The 18,197-nt window shown below is 70.6% G+C and carries 20 protein-coding genes; 10 read left to right on the top strand and 10 right to left on the bottom strand.

What is annotated here, in order from left to right; all coding sequences use genetic code 11:
- Positions 1 to 9 precede the first annotated feature (9 nt).
- The 3 genes from ACOZ38_RS40490 to ACOZ38_RS40480 form a co-directional block, all read right to left on the bottom strand.
- Entirely contained in the window at positions 10 to 918 is a 909-nt protein-coding gene (locus ACOZ38_RS40490; protein WP_424536173.1) for an oxygenase MpaB family protein, read from the bottom strand.
- Between the two features lie 53 nt (positions 919 to 971).
- On the bottom strand, positions 972 to 1,850 hold the full coding sequence (locus tag ACOZ38_RS40485; protein ID WP_424536172.1) for an alpha/beta fold hydrolase: 879 nt from the start codon (positions 1,848 to 1,850) through the stop codon (positions 972 to 974).
- Between the two features lie 201 nt (positions 1,851 to 2,051).
- Entirely contained in the window at positions 2,052 to 4,016 is a 1,965-nt protein-coding gene (locus ACOZ38_RS40480; RefSeq protein ID WP_424536171.1) for a DEAD/DEAH box helicase, read from the bottom strand.
- Between the two features lie 405 nt (positions 4,017 to 4,421).
- Between ACOZ38_RS40480 and ACOZ38_RS40475 the strand changes: the two genes are divergently transcribed.
- Positions 4,422 to 5,114 carry a ferritin-like fold-containing protein gene (locus ACOZ38_RS40475; protein ID WP_424536170.1) on the top strand — a complete coding sequence of 231 codons (693 nt, stop codon included), beginning with the start codon at positions 4,422 to 4,424 and terminating at the stop codon, positions 5,112 to 5,114.
- A 362-nt stretch (positions 5,115 to 5,476) separates the two neighbouring features.
- Here the strand turns inward: ACOZ38_RS40475 and ACOZ38_RS40470 are convergent, their stop codons facing one another.
- From ACOZ38_RS40470 to ligD, 4 genes are all read right to left on the bottom strand, one after another.
- The gene (locus ACOZ38_RS40470) at positions 5,477 to 5,707 is read right to left on the bottom strand and encodes a DUF3107 domain-containing protein (RefSeq protein ID WP_405141569.1); all 231 of its coding nucleotides are present in this window, start codon (positions 5,705 to 5,707) and stop codon (positions 5,477 to 5,479) included.
- A gap of 123 nt (positions 5,708 to 5,830) precedes the next feature.
- Entirely contained in the window at positions 5,831 to 6,451 is a 621-nt protein-coding gene (locus ACOZ38_RS40465) for a TetR/AcrR family transcriptional regulator (RefSeq protein ID WP_363916187.1), read from the bottom strand.
- A gap of 160 nt (positions 6,452 to 6,611) precedes the next feature.
- Positions 6,612 to 6,845: a hypothetical protein gene (locus ACOZ38_RS40460; protein WP_424536169.1), complete on the bottom strand. Its 234-nt coding sequence runs from the start codon at positions 6,843 to 6,845 to the stop codon at positions 6,612 to 6,614.
- Positions 6,846 to 6,909: 64 nt separating this feature from the next.
- Positions 6,910 to 7,818 (bottom strand): non-homologous end-joining DNA ligase, encoded by a 909-nt coding sequence (gene ligD, locus ACOZ38_RS40455; protein ID WP_424536168.1) that lies wholly within the window; start codon positions 7,816 to 7,818, stop codon positions 6,910 to 6,912.
- Between the two features lie 180 nt (positions 7,819 to 7,998).
- Between ligD and ACOZ38_RS40450 the strand changes: the two genes are divergently transcribed.
- On the top strand, positions 7,999 to 8,919 hold the full coding sequence (locus ACOZ38_RS40450; protein WP_424536167.1) for a Ku protein: 921 nt from the start codon (positions 7,999 to 8,001) through the stop codon (positions 8,917 to 8,919).
- Between the two features lie 192 nt (positions 8,920 to 9,111).
- On the opposite strand, the gene ACOZ38_RS40445 is transcribed toward ACOZ38_RS40450, so the two are convergent.
- The gene (locus ACOZ38_RS40445) at positions 9,112 to 9,630 is read right to left on the bottom strand and encodes a hypothetical protein (RefSeq protein ID WP_424536166.1); all 519 of its coding nucleotides are present in this window, start codon (positions 9,628 to 9,630) and stop codon (positions 9,112 to 9,114) included.
- Between the two features lie 326 nt (positions 9,631 to 9,956).
- Between ACOZ38_RS40445 and ACOZ38_RS40440 the strand changes: the two genes are divergently transcribed.
- Together ACOZ38_RS40440 and moeZ are read left to right on the top strand one after the other, a co-directional pair.
- Complete coding sequence (locus ACOZ38_RS40440; protein ID WP_424536165.1) at positions 9,957 to 10,925, top strand: alpha/beta fold hydrolase; 969 nt, start codon at positions 9,957 to 9,959, stop codon at positions 10,923 to 10,925.
- A gap of 117 nt (positions 10,926 to 11,042) precedes the next feature.
- The gene (moeZ, locus tag ACOZ38_RS40435; RefSeq protein ID WP_424536164.1) at positions 11,043 to 12,221 is read left to right on the top strand and encodes an adenylyltransferase/sulfurtransferase MoeZ; all 1,179 of its coding nucleotides are present in this window, start codon (positions 11,043 to 11,045) and stop codon (positions 12,219 to 12,221) included.
- Between the two features lie 77 nt (positions 12,222 to 12,298).
- Here the strand turns inward: moeZ and ACOZ38_RS40430 are convergent, their stop codons facing one another.
- Together ACOZ38_RS40430 and ACOZ38_RS40425 are read right to left on the bottom strand one after the other, a co-directional pair.
- Positions 12,299 to 12,604 (bottom strand): winged helix-turn-helix domain-containing protein, encoded by a 306-nt coding sequence (locus ACOZ38_RS40430; RefSeq protein WP_405141562.1) that lies wholly within the window; start codon positions 12,602 to 12,604, stop codon positions 12,299 to 12,301.
- A complete protein-coding gene (locus tag ACOZ38_RS40425) occupies positions 12,604 to 13,098 on the bottom strand; it encodes a hypothetical protein (RefSeq protein WP_424536163.1) in 495 nt (164 codons plus the stop codon). Before ACOZ38_RS40425 ends, ACOZ38_RS40430 begins: the two co-directional genes overlap by 1 nt.
- A 127-nt stretch (positions 13,099 to 13,225) precedes the next feature.
- On the opposite strand from ACOZ38_RS40425, the gene ACOZ38_RS40420 reads away from it, so the two are divergent.
- From ACOZ38_RS40420 to ACOZ38_RS40395, 6 genes are all read left to right on the top strand, one after another.
- A complete protein-coding gene (locus ACOZ38_RS40420) occupies positions 13,226 to 13,945 on the top strand; it encodes a hypothetical protein (RefSeq protein ID WP_424536162.1) in 720 nt (239 codons plus the stop codon).
- Positions 13,939 to 15,270: a S8 family serine peptidase gene (locus tag ACOZ38_RS40415; protein ID WP_424536161.1), complete on the top strand. Its 1,332-nt coding sequence runs from the start codon at positions 13,939 to 13,941 to the stop codon at positions 15,268 to 15,270. Before ACOZ38_RS40420 ends, ACOZ38_RS40415 begins: the two co-directional genes overlap by 7 nt.
- Positions 15,271 to 15,450: 180 nt before the next feature.
- Entirely contained in the window at positions 15,451 to 16,188 is a 738-nt protein-coding gene (locus ACOZ38_RS40410; RefSeq protein WP_424536160.1) for a hypothetical protein, read from the top strand.
- Positions 16,182 to 17,378 carry a S8 family serine peptidase gene (locus ACOZ38_RS40405; protein ID WP_424536159.1) on the top strand — a complete coding sequence of 399 codons (1,197 nt, stop codon included), beginning with the start codon at positions 16,182 to 16,184 and terminating at the stop codon, positions 17,376 to 17,378. Before ACOZ38_RS40410 ends, ACOZ38_RS40405 begins: the two co-directional genes overlap by 7 nt.
- A 136-nt stretch (positions 17,379 to 17,514) precedes the next feature.
- The gene (locus ACOZ38_RS40400; protein WP_405141552.1) at positions 17,515 to 17,877 is read left to right on the top strand and encodes a hypothetical protein; all 363 of its coding nucleotides are present in this window, start codon (positions 17,515 to 17,517) and stop codon (positions 17,875 to 17,877) included.
- Positions 17,865 to 18,176, top strand: coding sequence for an MGMT family protein (locus ACOZ38_RS40395; protein ID WP_405141551.1), 312 nt, complete (start codon positions 17,865 to 17,867; stop codon positions 18,174 to 18,176). The genes ACOZ38_RS40400 and ACOZ38_RS40395 overlap by 13 nt, the downstream gene beginning before the upstream one ends.
- The last annotated feature ends 21 nt before the right edge of the window (positions 18,177 to 18,197 follow it).

Genomic DNA, 18,197 nt, shown 5'->3' with positions numbered 1-18,197 from the left:
CGTGCCGGCTCACCCTGCCGGGGCGGGCCACCTGCGGGGGTCGGTCAGTCCCTTGAGCCCCCTGCTCACGTCGTACCCCGCGGCGCCGAGACGCTCGCGGGCCCCGGCGAGCATGTCGCGGGTGCCGGGCATGAAAGCGCGGTCGTGCACGGTCTCCGGCAGCGAGTTCATGCCGAGCCTGAACGCCCGCAGCGCCGCAGTCACGGGCCCCTGGGGCACCTCGGGCAGCACCCCGTACATCCGCCTGGCCCAGCCGGGCAGCGTGTAGTAGCACAGCGCCCCGAACGGGAGGTACGCCGGCTTGCCCGGCGTCAGGAACCGCAGGTGCCGCGGCATCCTCGGCCAGATCAGGAACCGGACCGCCGCCACCGACTCGGGCGTCACCGCAAGGGCCGGTCGCACGCCGGCGAAGTAGTCGCGCATCTCACCCATCGAGCCGGGAACGTCCTCCTCGTGCAGGCCGACGTAGGTGGCGCTGCGGCGCTGCTCCCTGAGGTAGCGGTCGGCCTGGGCGTCCGTGATCCGCAGCCCGCCGCGCCTGGCCGTCTCCAGGTACGACGACACCTCGGCGCAGTGGACCCACAGCAGCAGCTCGGGATCGTCGACGCGGTGGGTCCTGCCGGTGGCGGGATCGCTGATGCGCAGCCGCCGGTGGATGTCGCGCACGCGGCGGCCGATCTGGTCGGCCTCCTCCGGGCTGCCGAAGGTCACGCGGCCGACGAAGTCGGCGGTGCGGCGCAGGCGCCCGAACGGATCGTCCTGGAAGCCGGAGTTCTGCCAGATGCCGCGCATCGCGAGTGGGTGCAGTGCCTGGAGCATGAGGCCGCGGACGCCTCCCACCCACATGGCGCGGTCGATGTGGACCAGCCAGGTCACCCTGTGCGGCGGCTGGACGACGATCTCGCCGATGTCCCTCATAGCGAGTAAAGGATGACATGACGTGCGACCGGCCCCGCGAGGGGGCCGGGGCGTCAGCCGGTGTGGAGGAGGCGCTGCTCGGCCTGGTTCCAGAAGCGGGTGAGCGCGTGCGCCGTCGTCTCTGGAGCCTCGACCGCGGGGGAATGGAGCGCTCCCGGCACCACGACGCAGTCGGCGTCGAGGCGGTGCGCCATCTCGGCCTGGATCGCGGGCGGCCAGCCGTCGTCGTGCTCTCCGTAGAGGACCAGGGTGGCCACGTCGACCTCGCTCAGGTCGTCCAGCCGGTCGGGGGCGCCCAGCACCTGCTCGGCCATCGTCATCAGACCGGTCGCCGAGTTGGACAGGAGCCGCCTGCGCAGGAACGCCAGGATGTCGTCGGGAACCCCGGCCACGATGGCCTCGGGCTCCAGCCGGTGAGTCCAGAGGTGTTCGAGCCCGGCCTCGGGAAGCTCGCGCAGCATCACGCGGCACGCCTTCTCGCGGGGGCCGGTGATCCCGGACGGGCCCGAGCTCATCAGCGTGTACGACGCGAGCTTGGTGGCGCCGCCGATCACGGTCTCGCGGGTGACCAGGCCGCCGAAGGAGTGGCCCACCAGGTGGACGGGCTCGCCGCCCCCCACCATCGAGGCCACATGGTCGATGTCCTCGCCGAGGGACTCGCAGGTGTACGCCGAGGGGTCGTCCGGCCCCTTGGTCTCGTACTGGCCGCGCATGTCGACCGCGACGACGCGGCGCCCCGCCTGGGCGAGCGTCTGGAAGATCGCTATGAAGTCTTCCTTGCTGCCGGTGTAGCCCGGGACCAGCAGCGCGGGCCATCGCTCAGGGACACCGCGGACGGGCAGGGCCTCCAGGGCGGCGAACGTGCCCACGGAGGTCTCGATCTGCTGCGCACGGACACCAGGAGGCAGCGTTAGGAAGCGCGGCGTACTCACGCGGCACCACGATACTGAGGATTCATCCCGGCAACACCGTCAAACGCTCTACGTCGGTCGCGTGGTTGACTTTCCACTTTCTCACCTGATCGGATGGCGCTTCACCTCGGCCGGGAGCGCGCCGTTCGAACGGCGGGCTGCCCGCGAGGGCTTCCCGCCGTTCTCACCGCTCTGGCCGCGGTCGTTCATACGCCGGCCCGTTCAGCTCCTCCGGGTAGGACGCTGGTACGCGGGCCTGCGTCGCTGCTGGACGCGCTCGGAGGCCGCGGACGGGGCAACATCGTCGTCCGTCGCCAGGTCGGGCGACTGGAAGATGATCGAGAACGGAGTCGGCGGGATGATCCGCTCCGGCTCGGTGCGCTCGACGGGCGCGACTCCGAACCCGTCGGGCAGGGCGGGCGCGGGCGTGTGCCGTGCCGCCGGGGGGTAGTCGTCGGACACGGCGGGCGCCGGCGTGTGCCGGGCCGTCGCCTCGATCTCCTCGGTCCTGATGAGCGCCTCCTGGGCGACGGGCGCGGTCGCGCCGGGCTCTGCGGCCGCCGAGGGGGTCACCTCGGCGAGCGCCTCGGACAGCGCTGCCTTGCTCGCGCCACGGCGGGCGCGCCGGGGGGCGGGCACCTCCGCGGCGACGGGGTCCGGGGAAGGCGTGGTCGGGGCCTTCTTCGGGGCCCGCACCGCCTTCGACACGGTGGCGGGCTGCTCGGGAGCGAGGATGTCGCCCTCCACCGCCGTGTAGTCGGTGTAAGCCCGCTCGAACCGCTCGGTGCCCGCGACCTCGGCAGCCACGACACCGTCGACCGGCACGACACCGTCGGCCGGCACGACACCGTCGACCGGCACGACACCGTCGGCAGCTACGACACCGTCGGCCGCCACGATGCCCTCGGCGGCCTGGCCGCCACGGGTGCGGCGGCGCTGCCGGTTGCGGGCCGGGCGCTCGCGGCGCTCGGAACGGTCGGACCGCTCGGTGCGGTCGTCGCGCTCCTTGCGGGAGCGGTGACGCCCGGTCTCGCCGATGTCCTCGATCTGCTCGGCGTCCAGGCCCGCGCGCGACCTCTGGGCGCGCGGGAGCACCCCCTTGGTCCCCGCGGGGATGTTGAGGTCGGTGTAGACGTGCGGAGAGGTCGAGTACGTCTCGACCGGCTCCGCGAAGTCGAGGCCGAGGGCGTTGTTGATGACCTTCCAGCGAGTGAGCTCCTCCCACTCGACGAAGGTCACCGCGACGCCCGTGCGCCCCGCCCGGCCGGTGCGGCCGATGCGGTGGACGTAGGTCTTCTCGTCCTGCGGGCAGTCGTAGTTGACGACGTGGGTGACGTCGTCGATGTCGATGCCCCGCGCCGCCACGTCGGTGGCCACCAGAACGTCGATCTTGCCGCTGCGGAACGCGCGGAGAGCCTGCTCGCGCTGGCCCTGCCCGAGGTCGCCGTGCACGGCCGCGGCCGCGAAGCCGCGCTCCTTGAGCTGCTCGGAGACCATGTCGCAGGCGCGCTTGGTCTCGCAGAACACCATCGTGAGCCCGTGGCCCTCGCTCTGCAGCATGCGGCCGACGATCTCGATCTTGTCCATGCGGTGCGTGCGCCAGACGAACTGGATCGTCTTCGACATGTCCTGGTCGCCGGCGTCGGCGTTCTCGGCGCGGACGTGCGTCGGCCGGGAAAGGTAACGGCGGGACAGGGTGACGATCTCGCCCGGCATCGTGGCGGAGAACAGCATGGTCTGCCGCTCGGCCGGGATGAGCTTGATGATGCGCTCGATGTCGGGAAGGAAGCCCAGGTCGAGCATGCGGTCGGCCTCGTCCAGGACCAGCATGGACACCTGGCTGAGGTCGAGGTGCTTCTGGTTCACCAGGTCGAGGAGGCGGCCGGGCGTGCCGACGATGACGTCGACGCCCTGCTTGAGCGCCTCGATCTGGGGCTCGTACGCGCGCCCGCCGTAGACGGTGAGGATGCGCGAGCCCAGCTTGCCGCCGGCGACGACGAGATCCTCGGTCACCTGGAGGGCCAGCTCGCGCGTCGGGACGACGACGAGCCCGCGGGGCTTCTTGCGGTTCTTGCGGGGCTTGCCGACGCGCTGCAGCATCGCCACGCCGAAGGCGTAGGTCTTGCCGGTGCCTGTGCGCGCCTGGCCGATGACATCCTGTCCGCTGATCGCGAGCGGAAGGGCCATCTCCTGAATGGGGAACGGTGAGATGATGCCCTCGGTTTCCAGGGCATCAGCGATCTCGGGTATGACTCCAAGGTCTCGGAACGTGGTCAGCTCGGCCTGCCTAAGTCTCCTGCGAAGGCGGGCCTCCGGGACCGCTGGCCGAGGTGGTCTCGTGCCGGGCCCGCGCGGAAAAGCCAACCCTCATCTCGTCTCGGCGACCGCCGCGGCGTAGCTCGCGTGGGGGCTATCAGGCGATAATCTCCCTGAATACATACTGCGGTCGCACTCTTACAGGGCAGTGTACTCGATACCACAAGACCCAGCCGATTTCTTCGTGTTCCGCATGGTCGGTCGCCGTGTCCTGAGGGGCACGGAGCCCATGCGGCCGGGGTCAGAGGCCGGGGGCGAAGCTCGTACGCTGCATCCATGAGTGATTCCCCTGCCGGCGTCGTCGAGTTGCTCGGCGTCCTCGCCTACGCGGAGCTGACCGCGTTCCTCAGGCTCGCCGAGGATGCCGCCACTCTCGCGCCCTCGCTGACCGACCGGGCCGCGCTCAGCGGTCTGGCCGCCACCGAGTACGCCCACTTCGTGCTCCTGCGCGACCGGCTGACCTGGCTCGGTGCGGACCCCGAGGAGGCCATGGCGCCGTTCGTGTCGTCCCTGGACGACTGGCACGCCCAGACCCGGCCGGGGGACTGGCTGGAGGCCCTGGTCAAGGCGTACGTCGGCACGGGCATCGCGGGGGACTTCTACCGCGAGGCCGCGCGGCACGTGGATCCCGACACGCGGAAGCTCGTCGACGAGGTGCTGGCCGAGGAGGTCAGGTCGGAGTTCGTGGTCGAACGGGTGCGCGCGGCGCTGGCCGGAGATCCCCGGCACGCCGGGCGGCTCGCGCTCTGGGCGCGGCGCATGGTGGGTGAGGCGCTGAGCCAGGGGCACCGGCTGGCGGCGGCGAGGCCGCACCTCGCCCTGCTGCTCGTCTCGGCCTCCCCCGAGGGGCTGGAATCCGGCCGGCCGAGCACGGATGCCGATCTCGTGGAGATAGGCCGGTTGTTCGCCCGTCTCAGCGAGGAGCACGGCAAGCGCATGGCGGCTCTGGGGCTGGTGCCGGGGCCCTAGGCGAGAAGGTTTCGGACTCCTGGCCAATTAGGTGCCGTGATCGAGCGGCGCGAAAGCCCCGAGCGGTTGTAGCGTTCGAGACATGAGGGCCTCGCGCCGCTACGGCAGTTCCTTGATGAGATGTGGACCCAATCGCTGGACCTCGCGGCCCGTGTTAAGAAGGGGGAGCTCGGGCTGCCCGGCCGTCAGCCACAAGCGAGACGACGTCAGGCGTTTCCGTCGCCCATGTGGCTGCTCGCTCGGCTCACGCGAGGAATGCACGGGCCTCTGAGCCCGCGCCGGTCCGATCTTCCGGGGTCCTGAGCCGGGCCCCGTGCTCACGCCGGCGCTTTGGGGAGCGAAGGCCCCCCAAAGCGCCAGGCTCAGAGCGTGCCGCCGAAACCGACGACGCGCGAGGCGTCCTCGCCGATCTCCACGAAACCGAGCGAGGAGACCGGGACGACGACGCGCATGCCCTTGTTGTCGGTGATCGAGAAGACCCCGCGGTCGGCGGCGAGGGCGTTGCGGAGCTCCTGCTCCACCTCGTCGGCGGTCAGGTCGGTCTCTATGACGATCTCGCGGTGCACGGAACGTACGGCGATCTTTACTTCCATCGGGATCCCTTTCGATTTCGATGAGCCTCGATGGGCGCTGTAATCCTCATCGTTACTCCTCGGGTGTCCCGTGGCCCCTGTTGATCGCGTCAAGCGAACAACCCCGCGGTGCGGCAGGACCCGCTACGTGGTGCGGGGGAAGCCGCCGATGCCTCTCCAGGCCAGGCGGGCCATGAGCTGGGTGGCCACGTCCTTGGGGATGGTGCCGTGGCTGGCCAGCCAGTAGCGCGCGCTGACCTCGGCCATGCCCACCAGGCCGACGCCGAGGAGGTGGGCCTCGTCGCTGGAGCAGCCGGTGTCCTCCTGGATCACCTGGCTGATCATCTCGGCGCTCTCGCGGAGCGAGCGCTCCATGCGCTGCCGCACCGGCGCGACGTTGCGCAGGTCGGACTCGAAGACCAGGCGGAAGGCCTCGCCCTGGCTGGAGACGAAGTCGAAGAAGGCCCCGATGGCGGCCTGGACGCGCTGCTTGTTGTCGGTCGTGGAGGCCAGGGCCTCGCGGCAGCGGTTCGCCATGTCGTCGACGTGGAGGTCGAGCAGGGCCAGGTAGAGCTCCAGCTTGCCGGGGAAGTGCTGGTAGAGCACCGGCTTGCTGACCCCGGCCCGCTCGGCGATCTCGTCCATCGCGGCCGCGTGGTAGCCGTTCTCCACGAAGACCTCCTGCGCCGCGTTCAGCAACTGTCGGCGACGGGCCATCCGGGGCAGCCGGGTGCCCCGGGGCTTGGCGTCCGGGGTAGCGGTCACGGGACTCTCCTTGGGGACGGTTCACGCGTCGCACGACCGGTGATCGCGCTCAGCTTCCTGCTGATCGAGTTAGATTCGGATCTCAGCCGGCCAGGCGTCCGCCTGCCCCTCGCTCCCGTGGATCCGGTTCGGGTTCACATCCTACGCGCGGGTAACCAGGTCAGCGATAGTCGTCGTCGCCGAGGTCGACCGTGCGCTCCTGGTCGGCGGCGTCGGCCGGGTCGACGTCGTAGGGGATCTCCAGAGGCCATTCGCGCTGGTCGGCGCGGATGTTCAGGTGCTGCTCGATGGCATCGGCCTCGGGGACCTCCGTCTCCAGCGCGTCGGCCACGTCGTCGAGGGGCTCGAGCGAGTCAAGCGAGACCTCGTTCCCGCCCACATCCATCTCCGACATGTTCAGTCCCCTCAGTAGGCGGGCGAGCTCGAAACTCCCCGCTCCATACCCCGATGCGTCCAGCCTAAGGCTCGTTCCCGGTGCCGCTCCGCTCCGGCGGGGCCATGAGATCGCCCAATTCCCCGACACGGCGCAGGACGTCCTCGGCGGTGAACACGAGATCCTCCGGCCGGGAACAGCTCTCCACCTCTTCCCATGTGATCGGGGTGGACACCGTGGGCAGCCGGTTGGCGCGCAGAGAATAGGGGGCGATGGTGGTCTTCGCGGGGTTGTTCTGGCTCCAGTCGATGAAGACCTTGCCGGGGCGCAGCTTCCTGGCCATCTGGCTCACGATCTCGTCGGGCCGCTCCTTCTCCAGCCGCTGGGCGATGGCCTTGGCGTACTCGGCGGGGCTCTCGGACCTGTGGGACCAGGGGACGTACACCTGCATCCCCTTGTTGCCGCTGGTCTTCGGGCAGCCCTCCAGATCGTCCTCGCGCAGGACCTCCCTGAGCCGCGTCGCCACGCGGCAGCACTCGACGATCGTCGCGGGGGCGCCGGGGTCCAGGTCGAAGACCATGGTGTCGGGCGGCTGGGGCCCACCCTGGTCGTCGACCCGCCACATCGGCGTGTGGAGCTCCAGGGCGGCGAGGCTCGCGAGGTAGACCAGCGTGGGGAGGTCGTCGACGACGGCGTAGTCGATCGTCTCGCGGTCCTTGGTGCTGCCAGGAGCGGGCAGGCGCGCCGTGCGGACCCAGGCGGGCGTGTGCGCCGGGCGGTTCTTCTCGAAGAAGAACTGCTGGTCCACGCCGTTGGGATAGCGCTTGACGGTCACCGGGCGGCCCCTGAGGTGCGGGAGCATGACGGGGGCGACGCGGCTGTAGTAGTCGATCACCTCCGCCTTGGTGAACCCGGCCTCGGGATAGAGCACCTTGTCCAGGTTGGTCAGCGTCAGCTCCCGGCCGTCGACCCTGACCCGGACCTTCTCCGCCACGCGCACCACTTCCCCCGCTGGGTTTTCTTTTCCCGTGCTCAGGTCGGACCCCGATCAAACCAGGCGGCGGCCTGACCGGATACGGCATTCAACACTGGGTATCTGCCCATCTAGGAATGCTTTGCGCCCTTGCCGCTAACGAACGCGTGTTCGATAGTAGGGGCGAGGTGAGGAGTTGTCATGCGTAGCATCTGGAAGGGTGCCATCTCGTTCGGGCTTGTCACCATCCCTGTGAAGCTCTACTCGGCCACCGAGCAGAAGGACGTGACGTTCCACCAGGTGCACCGCGAGGACGCCGGCCGCATCAAGTACAAGCGCGTCTGCACCGTCGACGGTGAGGAGGTGCCGTACTCCGAGATCGCCAAGGGGTACGAGCTCCCCGGCGGCGAGGTGGTCGTGCTCACCGACGAGGACTTCGCCGACCTGCCGCTGAGCACCTCCCGCCGCATCGACGTGCTGCAGTTCACCCCTGCCGACCAGCTCGACCCGATCTTGTTCAACAAGTCGTACTACCTGGAGCCCGAGTCCACGGGCGTGAAGCCGTACGTCCTGCTGCGCGACGCGCTGGAGCGCACGGGGCAGGTGGCGATCGTGAAGGTCGCGCTGCGGCAGCGCGAGTCGCTGGCCGCCCTGCGCATACGCGACGGGGTGTTCGTGCTGGAGACCATGCTGTGGCCCGACGAGGTCCGCGACCCGGGGTTCGCGTTCCAGGACGAGGACGTCGAGGTGCGCCCGCAGGAGCTGCAGATGGCCGAGTCGCTCATCGAGACGATGGCGGGGGAGTTCGATCCCACGGAGTACCACGACGCCTACCGCGAGGCGCTCCAGCAGGTCATCGAGGCCAAGGTCGCGGGCAAGGAGCTCGTGCGCCCCGAGGCGCCCGAGCAGGCGGGGCCCGCCGTCGACCTGATGGCGGCGCTGCGGGCGAGCGTCGACGCCGCCAAGCGCGAGCGGGAGGGCGCCCGCGAGAAGGCCCCCGCCTCGACGGCCGCCAAGAAGAAGCCGGCCGCGAAGTCCGCCGAGGCCGCCGAGGCCGCCGAGAAGGACGAGAAGGACACCAAGAAGCAGGCCCCGAAGCGCCGCGCCCGCAAGACCGCCTGACCGGGCGGAGAAACAACCCGGAAAAGCGAAATTATCCGGAGAGGCCGGAAATTCCGGAGCCGGGATAAAGTGTCCGAGCACAGAGGGAGGCCCCGGAGCGGAATCGCTCCGGGGCTTCCCGTATTCTGTCGGCTAAGCGGCTGGTGCTACCAGGCGAATGGCAGCCTGGAAAGTCCGCCTAGGAATGGATGTTTACCTCTCCTCGTTGCCGTGGTGCTTGTGGCCGTGGTGGTGGTGGTGATGGTGCTCGGGACGCCAGTGGCGACGGTGGTTGTCACGGAAGAAGTCGTGGTGGCCGCCGCCGTGGCTGTTGTGGCCGATGATCGCGCGGAAGAAGCGCGCCTCTACGATCTTGAAGTAGCAGTTGCGGTGGCCGCCTCCGGCGCGGTGGTGGTGACGGTGGTGACGCGAGAAGCCGCGGCCCTTGCCGCCCCAGCCCCCGTCGTCGTCGTCGCCGAAGCCGCCGTCGTCGCCGAAGCCGCCGTGGTGGCCGTGGTGGCCCCCGCCGCCGTGGTGGCAGTGGCCGCCGCCGCCGTCGAAGCCGCCTCCGCCGCCGTCGAAGCCGTCGAAGCCGCCTCCGAAGCCGTCGAAGTTGGTGATCGCGGTGGACGCGTTGGCGCTTGTAGCCGTGGTGGCGCCGAGACCGGCGAGACCACCAGTGAGTGCCGCGGTGACGGTCAGCATTGCGGCGTATTTCTTGACGTCGGGCATTGCGTTTTCCCCCTTGACGCATCGGGTTGCCCAGCGGACGCATTTCCTCATTTTCGAGGTAAATGCTGGGGTGACTCGTTATGAGTCTTCCCACTTGTCTTGTTTTCCTAGCGGCGCATACGACAAACGAGGATCACTGCCTTTTGGCATCTACTTAACCTGCCCTTATGTCTTTCAGTTCGATATTTCCCGATTTGCCCGATATTTCCTGTGATCTTGTGGCCTCTCCGGTCCTGTCCGGGTAGCCCCAGCAGGGCGCGGTGCTCGGCGCGAGCTGTACGGCGCCGGGTTATCGTCGGAACGGACGGTGAACAAGAGGGGGAAAGATGGTGGACGAACCGATTCCGCACTGGCCAGGGGAGCTGCTCGACCTCGACGGCCTAAGCGTCTACGTGCGGTCCACTCCCGAGGGGCCGCAGGAGAAGGCCGTGTTCGTGCACGGGCTGGCCGGCTCCGCGACCAACTGGACCGACCTGATGGCCGAGCTCCGGCACCAGGTGAGGGGATATGCCATCGACCTGCCGGGAGCGGGCTACTCTCCCGCGTCGCCCCGCGGCGACTACTCCATCGGCGCGCACGCGGCGGCCGTCACGGCGCTGATCGAGCACATCGGCGGCCCCGTGCACCTGCTCGGCAACTCCCTGGGCGGCGCCGTCGCGGTGCGGGTCGCGGCCACGCGCCCCGATCTCGTCCGCACCCTCACGCTCGTCTCGCCGGCTCTGCCCGACCTGCTTCCCCGGTACGGCCCGGCCCGCGTAGCCATGTCGGCGGCCCCCCGCCTCGGCGAGTGGGCCGTCACCCGGCTCCGCACGCTGCCCCCCGAGCGGAGGATCAGGGCCACCATGGCCATGTGCTACGCCGACAGCGGGCGGGTGCACCCCGACCGCCTGGAGGACGCCGTGGCCGAGCTGCGCCGCCGCGACGAGCTCCCCTACGCGGGCCAGGCACTGGTAGCCACGGCCCGTGCCCTGGTCAACGAGTACTTCCGGCGCGGCGCCGACAACCTGTGGCGCCTGGCGGCCCAGGTGACCGCCCCCACGCTGGTCGTGCACGGGCGGCACGACCGCCTCGTGGACCCGCGGATGGCGACGAGGGCCGGGCGCACGTTCCAGGACGTCCGGCTGGTGCTCCTGCCCCACGCGGCCCACGTCGCGCAGATGGAGTTCCCCGCGCTCGTCGCCCGCCACGTACGCGTCCTGATGCAGGACAGCGTGTGGAAGGCGTCCGTGGGCGGCGACGGTGCGCGGGGGACGGAAGACACGCGGAGCGCGGAGAATACGGCCGCCGTCGGCTAAGATCGCCGATTCGGGAATGCGGGGGCAACCGGGTTAGGTTGTGACAGACGGCTGGGCGCGTAGCCTGACGGGCAAGCCGCCAAATGGGAAGATCCCCTGAAACGGGAGCGTAGAACTGTGTCGTTGCCACCGCTGGTAGAGCCGGCCGACGAGCTGACCGTTGACGAGGTGCGCCGCTACTCTCGCCATCTGATCATCCCCGACGTGGGGATGGCCGGGCAGAAGCGGCTGAAGAACGCCAAGGTGCTGTGTGTGGGCGCCGGCGGCCTCGGTTCCCCGGCCCTGATGTACCTCGCCGCGGCCGGTGTCGGCACGCTCGGCGTCGTCGACTTCGATGTCGTTGATGAGTCCAACCTTCAGCGGCAGATCATCCACGGACAGTCGGACGTCGGCCGCCTGAAGGCCGAGAGCGCCGCCGCGACGGTCCGCGAGATCAACCCCCTGGTCAACGTCGTGATCCACAACGTGGCGCTCACGACCGACAACGTGATGGACATCTTCGCCGCCTACGACCTGATCGTCGACGGCACGGACAACTTCGCGACGCGTTACATGGTGAACGACGCGGCCGTCCTGCTGGGCAAGCCCTACATCTGGGGCTCGATCTACCGCTTCGACGGCCAGGCCAGCGTGTTCTGGTCCGAGCACGGGCCCTGCTACCGCTGCCTCTACCCCGAGCCGCCGCCTCCTGGCATGGTGCCGTCCTGCGCCGAGGGAGGCGTCCTCGGCGTGCTCTGCGCCTCCATCGGGTCGATCCAGGTGAACGAGGCGATCAAGGTGCTCACGGGCATCGGCGAGCCGCTGGTCGGGCGCCTGATGATCTATGACGCCCTGGAGATGAAGTACCGCGACGTCAAGGTCCGCAAGGACCCCGAGTGCCAGCTCTGCGGCAAGAACCCAACGATCACCGAGCTGATCGACTACGAGGCGTTCTGCGGCACGATCTCCGACGAGGCCCAGCAGGCCGCCACGGGATCCACGATCACCGCCCAGGAGCTCAAGGACATGCAGGACCGCGGGGACGACATCTTCCTCGTCGACGTCCGCGAGCAGAACGAGTACGAGATCGTCAACATCCCCGGCGCCGTGCTGATCCCCAAGGGCGACTTCCTGCGGGGCGCGGCCCTTGAGCGGCTGCCGCACGACAAGAAGATCGTGCTGCACTGCAAGTCGGGTGCTCGTTCGGCCGAGGCGCTGGCGGTGCTGAAGAACGCCGGGTTCTCCGACGCCGTCCACGTCGGCGGCGGCGTGCTGAGCTGGGTCAAGACCGTCGACCCCTCGCTTCCGACCTACTGATCGACCGGCCGGCGAGGCCGATCCCGCGACGCGTGCGGCCCGCGTCCTCCCACAGGAGGGCGCGGGCCGCACGCCGTCTACTCGCCGGTGAGCGACAGCCCCGAGCGGGCGACGATGGCCTGGAGCGCGGCGACATGGGCCGCGTACGCCTCGCGGCCGGCGTCCGAGAGCCTGAGCCAGGTGCGGGGGCGCTTGCCGACATGGCCCTTGCGTATCACGACGTACCCCGCCGTCTCCAGCGCCGCGGCGTGCTTGGACAGCACCGAGTCGCTGACCTCGACCGCGTCCCGGACGAACGCGAACTCCGCCTCCTCCATCGCGGCCAGCAGCGACATGACGCGCAGCCTGGCCGGAGCGTGGATGAGCGGGTCGAGCCGCTCCATCAGCGGCCCTCGATCTTCGCCGCCATGCGCCGCGTGATCGCGTGGCCGACGGCCGGGCCGGTGACCGCCAGGTACGCCGTCATGGCCACGCCCGCGTACGTGCGCCCGTAGGCGACCTCGGCCGACGACAGGGTGACCGCGAGCACCACGCAGACGGCGACGCCCACCAGCAGCCAGACGACGAAGGCGCCGACCACAGCGGGCCTGACGAGGCTGCGGTGGGGAACCTGCCGGTTGGTGCGGGCCAGCGCGACGATCAGGCCGGCGAGGGCGACCGTCAGGAGGGTGGTCCCCGTCACCGCGAGCGGGCCGGAGGTGCCCGGTTCCGTGAGGAACTGCAACCCGGTCACGTAGACGCCGACGCCGACGGGATACCAGGTGGGGAACCACGGCCTGGCCCTCACGATGCCCGCCTGGGACGCGCGGATCTCGCGCAGGCTGTGCGCGGCGGCTTCCGGGGTGATGGACGCGGCGTCGTCAGGGGTGGCGTTCATGCAGGTCTCCTATCATTTCCACTCAGGAAAGTACTTTCCACTTTCCATTCCGTCAAGTACTTTCCAAAGGGATCTATGCGGATGGAACGGCCGATGCCTCCCCACCGGGGGCGTTAGGGTCGGGCAGGTGAGTGAGTCGCGTGCGTGGCCGTCCCTGGTGATGGCGTCAGCGCTCACCCTGATCTGCGCGATCATCGCCGGAGTGGCGGCCGGGGCCGCGGGCGCCGAGCTGACCCGTGGCCCGAGCGTCGCCGAGATCCAGCAGGCCTCGGCCGAGGAGACGGCCCGCCGCTGGCAGGCCTGGCCCGCGGGCGAGATCTTCCCGGCCCTGCTCCCCTACGTCGCCGAGCAGGGCGGCCAGGAGAACGCCCGCAGGGTGGGCATCTCCTCGCGCACCGACTGCGCGGCGGCCGTGGACGCCGCCCTCAGAACCGTGCTGAAGGCGGCCGGCTGCCGGGCCGTGCTCCGCGCGACCTACCTCGACGCGCTCCAGGGAGTGGTCGTGACCATCGGGGTCGCGGCCTTCCCCGACCAGGGGTCCGCGCTCGCGGCCAGGGCGGCGTTCCCGCCGGGCGGCGTGCCCTCGCCTGGGCTGCGCGCGCTGGCCTTCCCCCAGACCGTCGCCGACCGGTTCACCGCCGCCGCCCGCCAGGCGTCCTCGCTGGCGCAGGCCGGGCCGTACCTGGTGCTCACCACGGCGGGCCAGATCGACGGGCGGCCGGCCCGGTCGGTGGGCCACCAGCGTTCCACCATCTTCAGCTTCGCCTCCGACCTGGAGGACCGGATCCTGACCACGCTGGCCACCCCCGCGCGTCCCGACTGCGCCGGCAAGGACTGGCAGTGCTGAGGGTCCGCGTCGCGCGGCGTCCCCGTGCCGTGCTCGCGGCGCTGCCGGTGCTGCCGGTGCTGGTGGTGCTGGTGGTCATGCTGGTGCTGCAGGTCGCCGGCGCGCTGGCGGCCGGGCCCGCGCTGGCCGACCAGGTGCGCGGGAGCCAGCGCCAGGTGATGCGCACCCTGGACGTGGCCGCCGCCTGGCGGATCACCCGAGGCGCGGGGGTCAAGGTCGCGGTGCTGGACTCCGGAGTCGACCCCCGCCACCACGACCTGGCCGGGTCCGTGCTCACCGGCCCCGATCTCACCGTGGGCGCCAACCCGCGCGGCGTCGCGCCGCTCCGCCTGCACGGCACGTACATGGCCTCGCTGATCGCGGGGCACGGGCACGGCCCGGGGCACTCCGACGGGGTGATCGGGGTCGCGCCCGCCGCCAAGGTGCTCTCTGTGCGGGTGATCCTGGAGGACGACGAGCCGGGCTTCCACGCCTTCAACTCCGAGGCGCGGTTCGAGAACGTCGTCGCGCGCGGCATCCGCTACGCCGTCGACCACGGCGCGGGCGTGATCAACATGTCGATCTCCAAGGACCAGCCCACCCGGCAGGAACGCGCGGCCATCAAATACGCGATCTCCAAGGGCGTGGTCCTGGTGGCGGCGGCGGGCAACGACGGGGCGGGCCGCAAGGACGGGCCGTACTCCTACCCGGCCTCGCTCCCCGGCGTGATCTCGGTGGCGGCGGCCGATCGCGGGATGCACAAGGCGTCGTTCTCCAACCGCAACTCGCTGGTCCTCCTCGCGGCGCCTGGTGTGGACATCTTCGGGGCCGGTCCCGGTGACCAGTACTGGGTGGGCAGGGGCACGTCGCAGGCGACGGCGCTCGTCTCCGGGGTCGCCGCCCTCATTAAAGCGAAATATCCAAAAATGTCGCCTGCGCTTGTCGCTCAGGCCCTCACCACCGGCGCCACGCGCCGCCCGTCCAGGGGTTACGACCCCGGCATGGGATTCGGCGTGGTCAACGCGGCGCGGTCGCTCGCCGAGGCCGCGAGGCTGGCGCGGCACCGCCACACCGCCTACGGCGCGGGCGTGCAGGACGCCGACCTGCCGATGTCCCCCGACACCGGCGCGCCGGCCTCTCCGCTGTCGCCGGTGCAGGTCGTCCGGCGGGACACGGGAATGATCACCGTGTACGGGGGAGTGGCCCTGGCGGCGACCGCGTGCGCGGGCGCGAGCCTCACCGTCGTGATCGTGCTCGTACGGCGCTCCCGGCGCGGACGCGAACACCGGGAACACGATGAGCCCCAGGAGCCCCAACCGGGTGGGCGGCAGCGGGCGCCGACGTAGCATCGATATATGTCGCCTGAGGAGCCACGGTCACGACCGGTGACGCCTTGGCCCGCCCGTGTGAAGGGTGCGCGCGGCGCGGGAAGGTTTCCCTCGGGCGATGGCACAGCCCGTGAGGGAGCGCGGCCGTGGGCCGGCGCCCGGGCGCGTGCCGCCGGCGCGCAGGCGGCCATCGACCGCATGGAGCTTGAGCGGGGCGTCCGGTTTCGATCGCTGTTCCTGCTGATCATGGGCACCATCCTCGCCATCGCGGCGACCAACGTGCTGCTCGGCGTGGTCGGCCTGCTGCAGGAGACCCGCGCGCGGCCGCTCACGGTCGCAGAGCGCACCCGTTTCGCCGAGGAGGACGTCGCCAGGCGCTGGTACGCCTGGCGGGCCGACGCCGTCTTCCCCGCCGAGGTGGAGTACCTCGGCCTGTCCCGGGTGCGGCAGTCCGCCCGGCGCGTCGGCATCGCCAGGGAGGCGCCGTGCGCGTCCGTCGTGGACGCCCCCGTCGCCACGGTCCTGCGGCAGCACGGCTGCCGCACCATGCTGCGCGCGACGTACGTCGACCAGACCTCGACCTTCGTGATGACCGTGGGGGTGGCCGTGCTCGACGACGAGGAGACCCGGGTGCAGACCGGGGGTGACCTGCCCGTCGACGACCGCGTGGGCGTGCGCCCCGTGGCGTTCCCCGGCACGGTCACCGAGTCCTTCGGCGCCGCGCAGCGCCAGCGCACGAGCTGGACGGGCGCGGGGCCGTACATCGTCTTCTCCACCGCCGGGTACGCCGACGGGCGCACGCGCGAGTCCGTGCCGCCGGAGGAGATCACGCACAGCGAGCTGTGGCCGACGGCGCAGTCCGTCGCCGGGCACATCGCCCGAGGCCTGTCCGCGCCACCCGAGATCCCGCGCTGCACCCAGGGGAACGTGTGTTGAGGGCGCGGGCCGGCGCCGCGCGCGCGTGCGCGGTCGCGGGGGCGGTGGCCCTCGCCGGGCTGCTCGCGGCTCCCGTACGGGCCGACGGGGTGCGTGACCAGCAACGATGGGTGCTCGACGCGCTCAACGCCGAGCAGGCGTGGCAGGTCACCCGGGGGGTCGGCGTGACCGTGGCCGTGGTCGACAGCGCGGTGGACCCCAAGGCCCCGGTGCTGAAGGGCAAGGTCACCGTCGCGCCCGACATGCGCGCCAGCGTGTTCGACGACGGCCCCCCGCCCGTCGGGCCGCACGGCACGGCGATGGCCTCGCTGATCGCGGGGTCCGGCCACGACGGCGGCCTGATCGGCGTGGCTCCCGGCGCGCGCATCCTGTCGGTTCCCGTGATCTCCGAGGACGAGCCCGAGTACGAGCTCATCGAGCCCGACGACGGTCTCGGCCTGCCCAGCGAGAGCCCGCTGTCGAGGGCGTTGCGCTACGCCACCGACCACGGGGCCAAGGTCATCAGCATGTCGCTCGGGGAGTACGCCACGCAGCGCGCCGACCGCCAGGCCGTCGCGTACGCGCTGGCGCGCGGCGTGGTGCTGGTGGCGGCCGTGGGCAACGACGGCGACTCCGAGTACGCGCGCAAGAACGGCACCACGTTCTGGAGCTTCCCCGCGGGCTACGCGGGGGTGATCGGGGTCGGCGCGGTCGACAGGCAGGGCAAGGCGACCGGGTTCAGCAGCGACAACCTCTCGGTGCTGGTGGGCGCGCCCGGCGTGGGGGTCCCCGCGGCGGTTCCCGGCGGCGGCTACCGGCAGATGGAGGGAAGCAGTGCGTCGACGGCCCTGGTGGCCGGGGTGGCCGCACTAATAAAGGCGAAATATCCGAATCTAAGCCCTGATTTGGTTGCCCGTGCGCTCACGTCCACCACCAGGAACAAGCCCGCCGCCCGTTATAGCGACAAAGTGGGATTCGGGGTGGTGGACGCTGCGGCCGCTCTCAAGCGCGCGGGCGAGCTCACGGCGTACACCACCTCGCTTCCGGTGCGGAGCGACCTTCATTTCGGAAACGGCACGACGGCGCCCGCGCCTACCCCGCCAGGGCCCGATCCTGTGCGACTCTGGGTCTACGGCGCCGGCGTTCTCCTCGGGCTCATAGGGTTCGGAGCCGGGGTGGTCGTGCTCACCCGGCGGTCCGAACGGCAATGATCACGTCGTGGACGCGATTGGGGCGCTATTCGGCTGCCGTTCGGCGGCATTTCGGATGCGGTCTGACCGAACTTGCTCTTTCGTGTACCAGTGATCGGTAAAGGTTCGCTAGGGTTCCCGTCTCGTGGGATACGAGTTGCGTGTACAACGCGAATCGCCGCTCGCCTACGCCGAGCTCACGAAGGCGACGGCGTCGGCGGACGCCGGCTTGGAGCTGCGCGGCACACCGGAGGCCGGCGAGGTCTTCGCGCGCCACGGTGACGGCGAGTACGCCATCGCCACCTGGCAGGGGCGCCTGTACGGGAAGCCGACCTCCGACTGGGAGGTCGCCCAGCTGGCCCGACTCGCCGGCATGCTCGGCGGGAGCCTGGTCGGCGAGGACGGCGAGGCGTACGGCATCCGCGACGGCATCGTCGAGCAGGTGAACGGCGACGCGGCCTACGAGTTCGGGAAGCTGGAGGAGATCCTCTCCCTCGGGCCCGCGCAGTGGAGCGCGTGAGCGACCCCACGCCCTTCGCCGAGCGGGTGCTCGACCTGGTCGAGCGCATCCCGCCGGGAATGGTCATGTCCTACGGCGACATCGCCGAATACCTCGCGGAAGGCGGCCCGAGGCAGGTGGGCCGCGTGATGTCCACCTGGGGAGGAGGCGTTCCCTGGTGGCGCGTCGTCCACGCCGACGGCACGCCGCCCCCCGGCCACGAGAGCAGATGCCTTTCCCGGTGGAAGCAGGAGGGCACTCCCCTGAGGGGCGAGCGCGCCGACATGCGCCGCGCCCGATGGCAGGGAGATCATCAGTGAGTTCTCAGTAAGTCGCATTAC

It is taken from the genome of Sphaerisporangium viridialbum (genome assembly GCF_049674955.1).
GTDB lineage: Bacteria > Actinomycetota > Actinomycetes > Streptosporangiales > Streptosporangiaceae > Sphaerisporangium > Sphaerisporangium viridialbum.
The sequence above is the reverse complement of the archived record's forward strand: the minus strand, read 5'-3'. Positions and strand labels throughout refer to the sequence as shown.

Bases quoted from the DNA above. Each gene is read 5' to 3' on its own strand.
- ACOZ38_RS40470 (WP_405141569.1), bottom strand. From the start codon at position 5,707: ATGGAAGTAAAGATCGCCGTACGTTCCGTGCACCGCGAGATCGTCATA.
- ACOZ38_RS40430 (WP_405141562.1), bottom strand. From the start codon at position 12,604: ATGGAGCGGCTCGACCCGCTCATCCACGCTCCGGCCAGGCTGCGCGTC.
- ACOZ38_RS40445 (WP_424536166.1), bottom strand. From the start codon at position 9,630: ATGCCCGACGTCAAGAAATACGCCGCAATGCTGACCGTCACCGCGGCA.
- ACOZ38_RS40475 (WP_424536170.1), top strand. From the start codon at position 4,422: ATGAGTGATTCCCCTGCCGGCGTCGTCGAGTTGCTCGGCGTCCTCGCC.
- ACOZ38_RS40425 (WP_424536163.1), bottom strand. From the start codon at position 13,098: ATGAACGCCACCCCTGACGACGCCGCGTCCATCACCCCGGAAGCCGCC.
- ACOZ38_RS40410 (WP_424536160.1), top strand. From the start codon at position 15,451: ATGGAGCTTGAGCGGGGCGTCCGGTTTCGATCGCTGTTCCTGCTGATC.
- ACOZ38_RS40440 (WP_424536165.1), top strand. From the start codon at position 9,957: ATGGTGGACGAACCGATTCCGCACTGGCCAGGGGAGCTGCTCGACCTC.
- ACOZ38_RS40480 (WP_424536171.1), bottom strand. From the start codon at position 4,016: ATGGCCCTTCCGCTCGCGATCAGCGGACAGGATGTCATCGGCCAGGCG.
- ACOZ38_RS40450 (WP_424536167.1), top strand. From the start codon at position 7,999: ATGCGTAGCATCTGGAAGGGTGCCATCTCGTTCGGGCTTGTCACCATC.
- ACOZ38_RS40490 (WP_424536173.1), bottom strand. From the start codon at position 918: ATGAGGGACATCGGCGAGATCGTCGTCCAGCCGCCGCACAGGGTGACC.
- ACOZ38_RS40460 (WP_424536169.1), bottom strand. From the start codon at position 6,845: ATGTCGGAGATGGATGTGGGCGGGAACGAGGTCTCGCTTGACTCGCTC.